At 66.3% G+C, this 13,213-nt stretch carries 15 protein-coding genes; 4 read left to right on the plus strand and 11 right to left on the minus strand.

Annotation, left to right across the window (positions count from 1 at the left end; genetic code table 11):
• Positions 1-4: 4 nt before the first annotated feature.
• From ACP159_RS18545 to ACP159_RS18570, 6 genes are all read right to left on the minus strand, one after another.
• On the minus strand, positions 5-1,183 hold the full coding sequence (locus ACP159_RS18545; protein WP_425101201.1) for a phage major capsid protein: 1,179 nt from the start codon (positions 1,181-1,183) through the stop codon (positions 5-7).
• Positions 1,184-1,216: 33 nt separating this feature from the next.
• Positions 1,217-1,762 carry an HK97 family phage prohead protease gene (locus ACP159_RS18550; protein WP_425101202.1) on the minus strand — a complete coding sequence of 182 codons (546 nt, stop codon included), beginning with the start codon at positions 1,760-1,762 and terminating at the stop codon, positions 1,217-1,219.
• Positions 1,763-1,792: 30 nt separating this feature from the next.
• Positions 1,793-2,017, minus strand: coding sequence for a GTA head formation protein, RCAP_rcc01685 family (locus tag ACP159_RS18555; protein WP_425101203.1), 225 nt, complete (start codon positions 2,015-2,017; stop codon positions 1,793-1,795).
• Positions 2,010-3,206 (minus strand): phage portal protein, encoded by a 1,197-nt coding sequence (locus ACP159_RS18560; RefSeq protein ID WP_425101204.1) that lies wholly within the window; start codon positions 3,204-3,206, stop codon positions 2,010-2,012. Before ACP159_RS18560 ends, ACP159_RS18555 begins: the two co-directional genes overlap by 8 nt.
• 286 nt (positions 3,207-3,492) lie before the next feature.
• Entirely contained in the window at positions 3,493-4,788 is a 1,296-nt protein-coding gene (locus ACP159_RS18565) for a DNA-packaging protein (protein ID WP_425101206.1), read from the minus strand.
• Positions 4,772-5,149 (minus strand): hypothetical protein, encoded by a 378-nt coding sequence (locus tag ACP159_RS18570; RefSeq protein WP_425101207.1) that lies wholly within the window; start codon positions 5,147-5,149, stop codon positions 4,772-4,774. Before ACP159_RS18570 ends, ACP159_RS18565 begins: the two co-directional genes overlap by 17 nt.
• 282 nt (positions 5,150-5,431) lie before the next feature.
• Here ACP159_RS18570 and ACP159_RS18575 point away from each other — a divergent pair, with 282 nt between their 5' ends.
• The 4 genes from ACP159_RS18575 to rsmA all read left to right on the plus strand — a co-directional run bounded on the left by ACP159_RS18575 (position 5,432) and on the right by rsmA (position 8,649).
• Entirely contained in the window at positions 5,432-6,613 is a 1,182-nt protein-coding gene (locus ACP159_RS18575) for a pyridoxal phosphate-dependent aminotransferase (RefSeq protein WP_425101208.1), read from the plus strand.
• On the plus strand, positions 6,610-7,419 hold the full coding sequence (locus ACP159_RS18580; protein ID WP_425101209.1) for an isocitrate lyase/PEP mutase family protein: 810 nt from the start codon (positions 6,610-6,612) through the stop codon (positions 7,417-7,419). Before ACP159_RS18575 ends, ACP159_RS18580 begins: the two co-directional genes overlap by 4 nt.
• A complete protein-coding gene (locus ACP159_RS18585; protein WP_425101210.1) occupies positions 7,416-7,745 on the plus strand; it encodes a TfoX/Sxy family protein in 330 nt (109 codons plus the stop codon). Before ACP159_RS18580 ends, ACP159_RS18585 begins: the two co-directional genes overlap by 4 nt.
• A 61-nt stretch (positions 7,746-7,806) precedes the next feature.
• Complete coding sequence (gene rsmA / locus ACP159_RS18590; RefSeq protein WP_425101211.1) at positions 7,807-8,649, plus strand: 16S rRNA (adenine(1518)-N(6)/adenine(1519)-N(6))-dimethyltransferase RsmA; 843 nt, start codon at positions 7,807-7,809, stop codon at positions 8,647-8,649.
• Positions 8,650-8,758: 109 nt separating this feature from the next.
• On the opposite strand, the gene ACP159_RS18595 is transcribed toward rsmA, so the two are convergent.
• From ACP159_RS18595 to speB, 5 genes are all read right to left on the minus strand, one after another.
• Complete coding sequence (locus ACP159_RS18595) at positions 8,759-9,445, minus strand: DUF4167 domain-containing protein (RefSeq protein WP_425101213.1); 687 nt, start codon at positions 9,443-9,445, stop codon at positions 8,759-8,761.
• 208 nt (positions 9,446-9,653) lie between these two features.
• Complete coding sequence (gene prmC / locus ACP159_RS18600; RefSeq protein ID WP_425101214.1) at positions 9,654-10,502, minus strand: peptide chain release factor N(5)-glutamine methyltransferase; 849 nt, start codon at positions 10,500-10,502, stop codon at positions 9,654-9,656.
• 78 nt (positions 10,503-10,580) lie between these two features.
• Positions 10,581-11,630 (minus strand): peptide chain release factor 1, encoded by a 1,050-nt coding sequence (gene prfA / locus ACP159_RS18605; protein WP_425101215.1) that lies wholly within the window; start codon positions 11,628-11,630, stop codon positions 10,581-10,583.
• A 31-nt stretch (positions 11,631-11,661) separates the two neighbouring features.
• Positions 11,662-12,108 carry a DUF1499 domain-containing protein gene (locus ACP159_RS18610; RefSeq protein WP_425101216.1) on the minus strand — a complete coding sequence of 149 codons (447 nt, stop codon included), beginning with the start codon at positions 12,106-12,108 and terminating at the stop codon, positions 11,662-11,664.
• Between the two features lie 128 nt (positions 12,109-12,236).
• A complete protein-coding gene (gene speB, locus ACP159_RS18615) occupies positions 12,237-13,196 on the minus strand; it encodes an agmatinase (RefSeq protein ID WP_425101217.1) in 960 nt (319 codons plus the stop codon).
• Between the last annotated feature and the right edge of the window lie 17 nt (positions 13,197-13,213).

A 13,213-nucleotide genomic window follows, 5' to 3' on the forward strand; every position in this document is an offset into this window, starting at 1 on the left:
ACCCTCAGGCGATGCAGCGCAGCAGCTTGATCGCCGCGAAGTCGCTCACGTCTCCGCCCACGCGCTTGGTGGCATAGAACAGGACGTGCGGCTTGGCGCTGAACGGGTCGCGCAGGATGCGCAGGTCCGGGCGCTCGGCGATGGTGTAACCGGCATCGAAGTTGCCGAAGGCGATCGGGGCATTGCCAACACCGATATCCGGCATGTCTTCCGCGATCAGCACCGGGTAGCCGAGCAGACGTGCCGGCTCACCGGCGGCAAACCCGTCGGACCACAGGTGACGGCCATCGGCATCCTTGAGCTTGCGCAGCGCACCGGCGGTCTTCGAGTTCAGGACGAAGGTCGCCCCGGCGCGGTACTGCGCACCCAGCGCATAGACCAGCTCGATCAGCGCATCGCCGCCGGAGAAGTCTGTCGCAACGGAGCCTTCGACATAGCCCACCGAACCCCAGGCCCAGCTGGCATTGGCCACCTGAGTGTGGTCGAGGAAGCCGCGCGGCTTGTCGACACCGTCGCCATTGACGAACGCCGCCGCTTCGGCGCGGGCGAACTTCTCGGCGATGCGGCCCGCGAGCCAGCCTTCAACGTCGAACGCACTGTCGTCCAGCAGGCGCTGCGAGACCTTCGGCATCGCGTTCAGCTCATAGAGCGGAATGGAAATGCGCTCGATCGTCGGCGTGCCGGTCTCGGAGCGCGACGCGGTCTCCTCGGCCCAGCCGGCGCCGGTGTCGTTCTGGTCGATCAGCACGTCGAAGGAGGTCGCCTCCACGTTCACCACATTGGAAATGGCGCGGATCGAGGCGGTCGACGCCAGGGTCGACTTGATGGTCTCGGCGGTTTGCGGATCGACGAGATAGCCGCCATCGGCGTTCACCGCCGTGGACATGGCCTTGCCTTCCAGCTCGAGGCCGCGCAGGCCATCGTCGTCGCCGGATCGCAGGTAGGCGTCGAACGCCTTCTGGTGCGGTGCCTCGACCGGCTGTGCGGACGAAAGCGCGGGGCGGCCCATGCGGGCGGATTTGTGATCAAGCATTTTCAGTCGCTCTTCCTGTTTGTTCATCTTCAGTTGCATGTCGGCCTGGAGGGCCTTGATGTCCCCGATCAGCCCCGCCATCGCGGCACTCACCCGGGTGACCGGAGACAAATCTTCCCCGGTCCGAGACTTGGTCTCGGGTGTCTTCATGAGGTTTTCCCCGTGTCTTGAGAGAGGCGCGCGTCAGCCGCCCGCCAGGTTACGGCGCATGTCCTCCAGGACGTCCGCCAACTCGCGCAGGGCCTCGCCCTCAAGGAGGTCATCTCCCTTGGACGCAACCCGCGCACTGGGAAGCATCGGGAAAGTCACCAGCGAGACCTCCCAGAGCTCCAGTTCCGTCAAGAGCCGCTGGCCCTTTTCGTTCTTGCTCGCTTTCAGCGTGCGATAGCCGATCGACAGGCCGTCGATGGCCCTCGCCTCGATCAGCGCCGCCGCCTCGCGGCCCTTCGCCACGCTCTCGAGCAGGCGACCCTTCACATAAAGGCCGCGCTCATCCTCGCGCACCTCGTCCCAGATCCCGATGGGCTGCGCCGGGTCATGCTGCCAGAGCATCTTCACCGCCCGCCCTTCGGAGGTCAGCCGCTTGAGCGAGCGGGCATAGGCCCCCTTGCTCACAACGTCGCCGCCCTGATCGCAGGCCCCGAAGAGGCTTGCGTAGCCCTCGATCCTTGTGCCTTCGACGACCTTCACCTCGTCGTCGAAGCGGCAGAACTTGTGTTCCAGATCCATCTGTTTTCTCCTTTTTTGTCCGACGGGCGCTCAGGGCGTGGCCGTCATGAACCCTGCAAAGACCTGCAGCAGGATCGCCCCCGCCACGCCGTAGACCGTGAGCCAGACCCGCTTCTCCACGCGCTCGAGCTGCTTTTCGAGATGCTCGTAACGGGTCGTCATCGCCTCGACGTGCAGCTTGCTGATCTGCTCATGCGCCTCGAGCCGCAGCGCCGGGGCGCAGGCGAAAGGCTCGCTCGTGCGCCGCTCACTCACCGCCGTCCTCCACCGCCAGCGCGGGCAGACCCAGCATCCGGCGCTTCTCGTCGGCGGTCAGGAAATCCGCGTTCGCCACCCGGCTCCACTGCGCATCGCGCTCCGCCGCCAGCGCCGGGACCTGGTCGAGGTCGGGCTTGAGGCTCACCGCTTCTCCCACGAACTCCGACAGCCAGCGCCCGATGGAGGCACTCACCCGAGTTGCCAGCGGCAGCACCGTCAGGCGATAGAAGGCCCGGTGCGCCTCCGCGTAATTCGAGTACGTCGCCTCACCCGGAATGCCGAGCAACATGGGCGGCACGCCGAAGGCAATCGCAATCTCCCGCGCGGCGGATTCCTTGGTCTTCTGGAACTCCATGTCCGAGGGGCTGAACCCCATCGGCCGCCAGTCGAGCCCGCCTTCCAGCAACATCGGCCGCCCGGCATTGCGTGCGCCCTGGTGGTTGCTCTCGATTTCCGCGGCGAGCCGCTCGAACTGCTCCGGGCTCAGATGCCCCTGGCCGTCGCCGCCCTTCCAGACAATCGCCCCCGAAGGCCGCGCCGCATTGTCGAGCAGCCCTTTGCTCCAGCGCGACGCACTGTTGTGCACATCCACCGCCTGCGCCGCCGCCTGCAGCGGCGACAACCCGTAATGGTCGTCCTGCGGATGGAAGCTCTTGATGTGGCAGATCGGCGAGACAGGCCCGGTCACGTCGAAGCGATGCTTGCGCGCGCCCACCGAGTATTCATAGGCCACCGGCCAACCGTCCGCCCCCGGCACCAGCCGCATCCGGTCAGAGCGCAGCACATGCAGCTCGAACGGCACCGCCGCGTCGCCCACCACGGCTTCGACATAGCCATCGCCGGACAGCAGCAGCTGGCCATAAAGCGCCTCGAACAGCTCGGCCCGCCCCTGCGCCGGGTTCGGCGCAGTCAGCAGACCGAGCAGCGGGTGCGCTTCATAGCGCGTCCCGCTGTCCTGCAGCACCAGCGGCAGCGCCGCCGCCGCTTCGGCGATCAGTTTCACCGCGCGGAAGCCCACCGGGTTTCCGGCGAAGGCCTGCTTGGTCAGCGAAACCGTATCGCGCGGCGACCAGGCCACGCGGCCCGAGGTCATATGCGCCACCACCGGCCCCGTGGCCGAGGCTTTCGCCTCCGGTGCCGCGCCCTCCGGCGCCCCGCCGCCCCGCCGCAGAAAATCGAATACCATCGCCTTGCGCTCCTTTGTCTCCGCCGGGACCGGCCGCAGGATGCCGCCCGAAAGCCCGCGAAGGCTTCCGGCACCCTGTCCGCCGTGTCTCAGGATCTGTCTTTCGGGGTGGCCCCCGTCGTCTTCGAAAATCAATCTATGAAGCGGGAGTTAACAAGTGTTCACACCACCGTACGGTGCATGTTTCGCGCTTTTTCAAACACTTGCAAAACCCACCGCACCGCACCCACCCGAATTCTTTAAAAGAATTCGGCCCGGAATCTTTTGAAGATTCCGGCACCTCTCCTCACAGCACGCGCACCTGAGGCGACACATATCCCTGCTTGTCCAGCATCAGCTCGTGGATCGCCCAGACCAGCGCGTCCACCCGGTCCGGAGAGCCCTGCCCCAGATAACCGCCGTTGGTCATCCGGCCCATTTGCGCCTCCAGCGCCTCCAATCCCCGCGCATGGAATACCCGGCCCTGCTCGTACAAGGCCGCAACCGGCTCCGCCCGCGCGATCTTGCCCCGCGTCGCATGCACCGTCTTCACCGGCAGCATCGGGTCCACCGTGTGCAAGACCGACGTCACCATGGCCCCGCCCTGGTTGACCTCCGCCACCACCCGATCCGCCTTCCAGCGCGCCGCCGCCTCGCAGGCCGCCGCCGCCCAACCGGCGGGGCCCAGCCCCTGCACGCTGGCATCCTCCAGCACGTAGCCTTTCCACGCAGCCGGCGGCCCGTCCATGACCACCCCGGCCACGATGATCCCGCAGGCATCGCTGGCCTTGCCGTCGCCCGCCGGCGGGTCCACCGCCACAACGATCCGCCCCAGTTCCGGCTGCCGCCCCATCCGCGCCGCGTCCAGCATCTCCAGCGTCCACAGGGCGCCATCGACCTGGTCCACCAGAATGCCGTCGAGTTCCTGCAACCCCAAACGCGTGCCTTCGTACCGCCGCCGCACTTCGTCCAGGAACGGCGCGGCGAGAAAGGCCCGGTTGGCCTCGGTCGGCGCATGCGTCCGCACCGTGGACTCCAACTCCAACAGCGTCTTCAGCACCTCCACGTTGCGCGGCGTCGTCGTCACGCAGGCGCGCGGGTCCCTGCCCAGCCGCAGCGCAAACTGCAACTGGTCCCAGGTCTCCCGCCCCTTCGGCCATTTGGCGAGTTCATCCGCCCAGGCCGCATCGAACTGCGGACCGCGCAAACTCTCTGGCGAGAAGGCCGAAAACGCCATCGCCTCCGCCCCGTTCGGCCAGACAAGGCACTGCCGCCCAGATACCCACTTCGGCATCCGGTCCGGCGGCGTGCATTTCAGAATGCCGCTGTCCCCGAACACCATCACCTCGCGCACCTGATCGAGCGTCTCACCGACCAAAGCCACGCGCTTGCACTTCCCCGGGTCGAGCGGCCGCGGCCCCTCTACCATGGAGCGCACCCACTCCGCCCCGGCCCGGGTCTTGCCCGCGCCGCGCCCCCCCAGAATCACCCAGGTCCGCCAGTCGCCCTCGGGCGGCAATTGGTGCGGATGTGCCCAGAACTCGAACAAAAAGGGGAGCGCAAGGCGCTCCCCGTCTTCCATATCCTCAAGAAACATCTTCATCGCAGCAGGCTCTGAGGCTAGCCAGGCGGCACCCGACCTGATAGGCGGCCGCGTCGAAATCGATGCCCCATCCGAGGGCGCATCCGTTTTCCTGTCGTCTGAGTGCGTCAATTTCCTTCTCCGTTTCCCTGGCCTGCTTGAGCCAGTAACGAACCTCGGTCAGCAGTTTGCCACCCTCGGCCCCGGTTCCCGCGCGCCGCTCGGCGCGCAGATCGTTCTTCAGCTCCTCGAGATCCTCGACGAGGTCCCTCAGCGTTGCCGCGATGCTTTCGCGGTCGTTCTCCAAACGCTTCAGGTCTGCCCCCGGAAGGATCAGGATCGGCTTTTCTTCAGCCTTCACGGCTTCTTCTGCTCGGTACATGCTCGACACCTTTTTTGCCTGTATGGGTTCCCCCTCCGGGGTAAGGCACAAACGAAAACGGCCCCGGGTCGCCCCGAAAGCCGTTTCGCTGTCACCTCGTCCAGCATGTCACAAGTGATACTCCGGACCGTGCGTTGGGTCAAACCCGGGCACGGGCGCAAGCAACTGAAAACATTCAGACAAATTACCAATCCGTTAACAAACGCAGGTCTCTGCCCTGGCCGCCCTTGCCCGCCCGGCGTGCCTCTGGCACTGATATCTCCAGCAAATACAGGAGCCTCCATGCCGCAGTTGTCCAAACGCATCCGCACCCTGAACACCGCAGGCTCGGACGGCTGGGAGGTGTTCTACCGCGCCCGCCAGATGATCGCGGCAGGCACGCCGGTGCTGGAACTGACCATCGGCGAGCATGACATCCGCACCCATCCGTCGATTCTCGACCACCTGCACGCCAGTGCCAAAGGCGGCCATACCGGCTATGCCTCCGTCCCCGGCGTCCTTGCGCTGCGCGAGGCCATCGCTCAGCGCGTCACCGCCCGCACCGGCGTGCCCACGACCCCGGACAACCTCGTCATCACCGCCGGCGGGCAGGCCGCGCTCCTTGCCGCGCATATCGCCGTCTGCCAGCCCGGCGAAACCGCGCTGCACATCGACCCGTTTTATGCAACCTATCCTGGCACGATCCGCTCCGCCTCCGCTATTCCGGTCACCGTTCCGACAAGAGCACGGGACAGCTTCCTGCCGGATCCGGCTCAAATCGACCGCATCGCCTCGGAGACCGGCGCCCGCTCGCTCCTGATCAACACGCCGAACAACCCCACCGGCACGGTCTATCCCCGCGAAACCCTTGAAGCCATTGCAGATGTCTGCATCCGGCACGACCTCTGGCTGATCTCCGACGAAGTCTATGACACCCAGGTCTGGGAAGGACAGCACCTCTCCCCGCGCCAACTCCCCGGCATGGAAGAGCGCACCCTCGTGATCGGCTCCATGTCCAAGAGCCACGCCATGACCGGCTCCCGCGTCGGCTGGCTGCTCGGTCCCGCCTCCGCCATGCCGCACCTGATCGACCTGTCGACCAACACCAACTACGGCGTGCCCGGCTACATCCAGGACGCCGCCCTCTTCGCGCTCCAGCAGGGCGCACCGCTCGAAGACGAGGTGGCCGAGCCCTTCCGTCGCCGCCGTGCCCTCGCCCTGTCCATCCTCGCCGAACAGGACACCGTCACCGCGATCCCCTCGCAGGGGGCCATGTACGTGATGCTCGACATCCGTGCCACGGGCCTCTCGGGACGCGACTTCGCCGAGGGGCTGCTCGACGCGAAACACATCGCCGTTATGCCCGGCGAGAGCTTCGGCACATCGGCCGCCGGACACATCCGCGTCGCCCTCACCATCGAGGATTCGCTGCTGGCGCAAGCCCTCCGCGACCTCTGCAGCTTTGCCCGGGAGATCACCCCATGACCGACATTGGCACCCGTTTCCGCGACCTCCACCGCCCCGGCGATCCCTTCATCCTGGCCAACGCCTGGGACATCGGCTCGGCAAGGATGCTGGCCGGTCTCGGGGCGCAGGCCATCGGCACCTCCTCCGCCGCCCATGCCTTCACGCTCGGTCGCCCGGACATGGGCCAGGTCACCCGCGACGAGGCCCTTACCCACGCGCAAACCCTTGTCAGCGCGGTCAATCTCCCCGTCTCCGGCGACTTCGAAAACGGCTTCGGCGAGGCGCCGGAGACCTGCGCCGAAACCGTCCGCCTGTCCTGCGAAGCCGGTCTGGCCGGTATATCCATCGAGGACACCGCCCTCCCGGACGATTCCCCCTACGATCGCGCCCTCGCCATCGAACGCATCCGCGCCGCAGCTGCCGCCGCCCGCGCGTTGCCCAGGGATTTCATCCTCTGCGCCCGCGCCGACGGTGTGATGAACGGCCACTATGACCTGACCGAAGCCATCGCCCGCATTCAGGGCTATGAGCAGGCCGGGGCCGACTGCGTCTATATCCCGCTCCCGCCGACCTTCGATGATGTGGCAACCATCTGCCAGTCCGTGAAAGTCTCGGTCAACGTTCTTGTCGCGGGCAAGTTCACGTCGCACCTCAGGCTGCAATATGCCAAGGTCGGCGTCGCCCGCCTCTCCCTCGGCTCTGCCCTCGCCCGCGCCACCCATCGCGTGATCCACGACGCCGCCAGGAAGATGTTCGACGACGGCGACTTCTCCGGCCTCATGCCCTCCATCTCCGGCGCGGAGGTCGACAAACTCCTCACATGAGCACGCCCATCTCCTCCATCCGAAACCTCGGCCCCGCCTTCGAGGAGGAGTGCATCCGCGCGGGCATCCCAGACGCCGAAACCCTGCGCGGGATCGGCGCACACGAAGCCTACCGGCGGATGCTGGCCCACGGCACCCGGCCGCATTTCATCGGCTACTACGTGCTGCACATGGCGCTGCAGGGCCGACCGTGGAACGACTGCAAGGGCAAGGAGAAGGACGCGCTTCGGGCGCAGTTCGACAGCCTGAAAGCCGAAACCACTCCGAAAGCCCCGCCCGGCATCGAACGCATCCTCAACGAGATCGGCACCGGTGCGCGCCGCTGACGCTGGCCAAGGCCCGCGACGTGCAGTAAGCCGACCCGAACCACAAGGAACGGAACGAGCCATGAGCGCCCTCGACGGACTGCCCCCCCTGCGCGACGTGATCGCAACGCACGAGCTCCGCGCCAAGAAGAACCTCGGCCAGAATTTCCTTCTGGACCTCAACCTCACCGCCCGCATCGCGCGCATCGCAGGCGACCTTTCGAAAACCGACGTCATCGAAGTCGGCCCCGGTCCCGGTGGCCTCACCCGGGGCTTGCTCGCCGAAGGCGCGCGCAAGGTCCTCGCCATCGAGAAGGACAGCCGCTGCCTGCCCGCACTGGCCCAGATCGCCGCGCATTACCCCGGGCGGCTGGAGGTGCTGGAAGGCGACGCGCTCAAGATCGACCCTTTGGAATACCTTGAGCAGCCCATCGCGATCTGCGCGAACCTGCCCTACAACGTCGGCACCGAGCTGCTGATCCGCTGGCTGACCCCGGAGGACTGGCCGCCGTTCTGGTCCTCGCTCACGCTGATGTTCCAGAAGGAAGTCGCCGAGCGCATCACCGCCCAGCCCGGCTCAAAGGCCTACGGTCGTCTCGCCATCCTCACCCAATGGCGCGCGGATGCCCGCATCGCGCTCACCTTGCCGCCGGAGGCGTTTACCCCGCCGCCGAAGGTCTCCAGCGCCGTCGTCCACCTGACCGCCCTGCCGGAACCGCGCTTCCCGGCCGATCTCAAGACGCTGGAACGGGTCGTCGCCGCCGCCTTCAACCAACGCCGCAAGATGCTCCGCGCCTCGCTCAAGGGTCTGTCTCCGCAGATCGAGGAGCACCTGACCGCAGCAGGCATCGCCCCCACCGACCGCGCCGAACAGATCCCGCTGGAGAACTTCTGCGCCCTCGCCCGCAGCCTCAAGTCTGCCTGAGGCCGCGCAGCGCAGTCCCGGACCTGATCCGGGACCTCCTGCTTTCCAGCCGCGATCCAACGAAAAAGCCCGGGCACACGACCCGGGCTTTTCCACAAATCCAGTTAGCTTACTCTGCCGCGTCCGGCGGCGTATCCGCCGCCACCGGGGCGCTCTCGCCTTCCGGCACCTTCTTCGCGCGCGGCTTGCGCGGCGCACGCGGCTTCTTCGGCTTGGGCTTCTCCTCGGCCGCCTCCGCAGGCTTGTCCGCCTTCGATTCAGGCGTCTCCACGAGACCCGGACCATCGTCTTCCGACTCGTCCGACGCGCTCATGTCGAGAATGTCCGGCTGATCGCCCATGCCCGCAGGCTCATGGCGCGGCGCCCGTTTCGGACGCGGCTGGTGCTGCGGCTCCTGGGCCTCCGCCACGTCGGGCTGGCTCTCGCCCTCGTCGTCACCGCGCGGCCCGCGCGTTGCATCACGGTCCGCCCGCTCGCGGTCCCGCTGCGCCTGCCGCTCGCGGTTCTCGCGCTCCTGCTGCTCGCGCTTGGCGTCGAGTTCCTTCTGCGCCTCGCTCAGCAGACGCAGGTAATGCTCCGCGTGTTGCTGGAAGTTCTCCGTCGCAACCCGGTCATTGCCAAGGGCGGAATCTCGGGCCAACTGGTTGTACTTGTCGATGATCTGCTGCGGCGTACCGCGCACCTTGCCCTCGGGGCCGTTGCTGTCGAACACACGGTTGACGACGTTGCCCAGCGAGTTGGAATTGTTGCGGTTGCGGTTGTTCTTGTTCCGCGAACGAGATTTGGAAGATCGCATGTTCTTGACTGTCCAGCCTGCTTTTCGACTGTTTCGTGACCTTTGCGGTGCATCCTGCACCAGGAAGAATCAGGTCACCTGAATGTTGGCTTGGTGTCGGGCGCGACCGCAGGTCAAGCGATCAAGCCATCCGACGGAACTTTCTAAACACGGATGGGGGACGCGGGGCAAGGAGAAATACCTGACTTCCGTCGATTTGACGCGGTTTTCAGCCGGTTTTTACGCCATGCGTGCCCAGGACCACACGATCACGGCCATCGAGATCGGGAATCACCGTCAGTCCGGTCAGCCCGGCCCCCGCCATCAGCGCCGCCACATCGGCGCCCTGCGTCGGCCCGATCTCGACGATCAGCCGCCCGCCCGGCTCCAGGTGCCGCATCACGCTGGCACAAATCGCGCGATAGGCGTTGAGCCCGTCCGCCTCGTCGGTGAGCGCCATGCGTGGCTCGTGATCCCGCACCTCCGGGGCCAGCCCCGCCATCTCGCCCCGGGCGATATAGGGCGGGTTGGAGACGATCAGGTCGAAGGTATCCTGCCAGTCCAGCGGCGTGAACCAGCTGCCGGCCCGCAGATCCGCCCGCTCTTCCAGCCGCAGTGCATTGCGGTTCCAGAACGCCACGTTCAGCGCCGCCTCGCTCAGATCGGTCCCGACCCCCACCGCCCGCTCCCGCTCCGCCAGCAGCGTGAGCAGGATGCAGCCCGACCCGGTTCCCAGGTCCAGAACCGCGGCGAAAGGCTCCGCCAGGGCCACCTCGATCAATGTCTCGGTCTCCGGGCGTGGATCGAGCACCTCCGGCGTCACCAGCCACTCCCGCCCGTAGAACTGCCGCCGCCCGGTCAGATGGCTCACCGGCACCCGCTCGGCGCGGCGTTCGATCATCACGTTGAAAACCACTTCGAGGTCCGGCTCGACAGGCTCCGGCAGGAACAGCGTCAACCGCCCCGGCGGCACCTTGAGCACATGCGCCAGAAGCCGCCGCGCGTCGCGCCCCGCGTCCGGCACCCCGGCAGCCACCAGCGTCGCCGTCCCGCGCGCAACAAGCTCAGCGCCGCGCATCGCGGGCCCTCCGACACTCCCGCGGCCAAGGTTCTTCACAGGACCTTGCAAGGTCCGTCCACGGAAATTGCGCCCGGATCATCCTTCCATCTCCGCCAGCAGCGCCGCCTGATGCTCCGCCGTCAGCGCATCGACGATCTCGTCGATGTCGCCCTGCAGGATCTGGTCGAGCCGGTACAGCGTCAGCCCGATCCGATGGTCCGTCATCCGGCCCTGCGGGAAGTTGTAAGTTCGGATGCGCTCGGACCGATCCCCGGACCCCACCTGGCTTTTCCGGTCCGATGCCCGCGCGCTGTCGATCTTCTGCCGCTCTGCATCATACAGCCGCGCGCGCAACACCTGCATGGCGATCTCGCGATTCCGGTGCTGCGATTTCTCCGACGATGTCACCACGATCCCTGTCGGGATATGCGTGATCCGCACCGCCGAATCCGTGGTGTTCACGTGCTGGCCACCCGCACCCGAGGAACGCATCGTGTCGATCCGGATATCACCCGGGTTGATGGCAATATCGACCTCCTGCGCCTCCGGCAGCACCGCGACCGTCGCCGCAGAGGTATGGATGCGTCCGCCGCTCTCCGTTTCCGGCACGCGCTGCACCCGGTGCACGCCGCTTTCGAACTTCAGCCGGGCAAAGACGCCCTCGCCTGCGATCCGCACCACGAGCTCCTTGAGCCCGCCAAGGTCGCTCGCCTGCTCCTCGATCACATCCCACTTCCAGCCCTTGGTCTCGGAATAGCGTTGGTACATCCGCGCGAGGTCTGCCGCAAAAAGGGCCGCCTCGTCGCCGCCTGTGCCGGGCCGGATCTCCAGAACCGCTGGCCGGGCATCCGCAGCATCCTTGGGCAGCAGCGCCAGCTGGACGGCCCGCTCCGCTTCCGGCAGCTTCGCCTTCAAGGTCGGCAGTTCCTCCTCCGCCAGGGCCCGCATTTCCGGGTCCGACAACATCGCCTGCGCTTCCGCCAGATCGGCCAGCAAGGTCTCGTAGGCACCGATTTGCGCCACCACGGGCTTCAGCTCCGCATATTCGCGGCCAAGCTCCGCAATGTCGCCGGTGCCCGCGCTCATGCGGGCCTCGACGAACTCCAGACGTTCCTTGATCTGCTGCAGGCGTTCACTCGGGATCATGCGGCGTGCATTGCCCGGAAAATCAGCCGGGTCAACCCTCTGCGGCGCGCAGCTCCTCGAGCCAGCCGTCCACGCGCGCGCGGTTCACCCCCAGGTCGGAGGTGCCGAACCGCTGCCGCGCGAAAATCTCGATCTGCCCGTCCGACTCCTGCACCGTGGTGTAATCCGGGAATCCCATCCACAGGCTGCGCGTGACATAGGTCGCGCGTCCGTCCTCCGGGCCTCCGGCGAGCACTTCGGTGCGCGGCGTCGCGAGAATTATGCCGTTCAGACGGGCAAACCGGCCCTCGTCCGCTTCGATCCTGCGCCGCACGCCGCTCGCAAGATCCTGGTCCGCGGTGACCATCGGATCGACGTTCCACACCGCGGGATCGGAGGGCGCAAAGCGAATCCACGCCAGCCCGCCGATCACAAGTATCAGAATCGCAAAGAAAATCATGCGCACGTGGGTGCTCCGGCTCTCACCAATGTCTTCCATCCCCGGGACCGGCATGACACGGGTCCGGGGGCGGAGGAAAGGGCCTCGCTCGAAATTGACACAAACCCGCCGATCTGGCCCTTATCGGCGTCAGTTTTCCGCCGATGGCCGGGCTTGACAGTCGCGGATCAGCGGCGCGTCCACCCCCAGAGGCACAGCAGTTCCGTCGCCACATGGGCCGCCGCCGTGGCTGTCATGTTCGCGTGATCGAAGGGCGGAGAGACCTCCACCACGTCTCCGCCGACCATGTTGATGCCCTTCAGTGCCCTGAGCATGTGCAGCGCCTGCCAGCTGGCAAGCCCGCCACTCACCGGCGTGCCGGTTCCGGGCGCAAAGGCCGGATCGAGCGCGTCGATGTCGAAGGTGACATAGACCGGATGGTCCCCGACGATCTCTTTGACGTTTTCCATCAAGGATTCCGGCGTGTTGCGATGACATTCCGGGGCATCGAAGATGTGGAAGCCACGCGTGTCCGGGTTGTCGGTCCGGATGCCGATTTGCACCGAGCGGTCCGGCACAACGGTGCCTTCCTTCGACGCCTTGTACAGGAACGTCCCGTGATCCACCCGGGAAAAGTCGTCATCTGCCCAGGTATCGGTGTGAGCATCGAACTGTATCACACTGAGCGGACCGTATTTTTCGGCATGGGCCCGCAAGCACCCGAGCGTGACCGAGTGATCCCCACCCAGCACGATGCACCCGGTATCCGTGGCCAGTATGCCACCCACATGCGCCTTGATCCGTGCCGGCACCTCGGATGGCATAGCGTAGTCGAAAGCCATGTCGCCGTAATCCGCGATGGCAAACTCGCTCAACACGTCGTAGCCCCAGCCATAGGGCGAGTCGCACTGTTGCAGGAGCGAGGCTTCGCGGATGGCACGCGGCCCGAGTCGCGTGCCGGGGCGGTTGGTCACCGCCTGGTCGAACGGCAGACCGGTGACCGCCACGTCCGCATGCGTCAAGTCCTTCGTATACCGCCGTCGCAGGAATGAGGCCGCGCCGGCGAAGGTGTTCTCGAACGAGAGCCCTTTCAGATCCTCGCGCATAAACGCTTGATCTATCGAATCTTTTGCGTCTTCGAGTGCCATTGGGTTTTCCTTGTTGT

The sequence above is a fragment of the Tropicibacter sp. S64 genome (genome assembly GCF_049803835.1).
In the GTDB taxonomy this organism is placed as follows: Bacteria; Pseudomonadota; Alphaproteobacteria; order Rhodobacterales; family Rhodobacteraceae; genus Pacificoceanicola.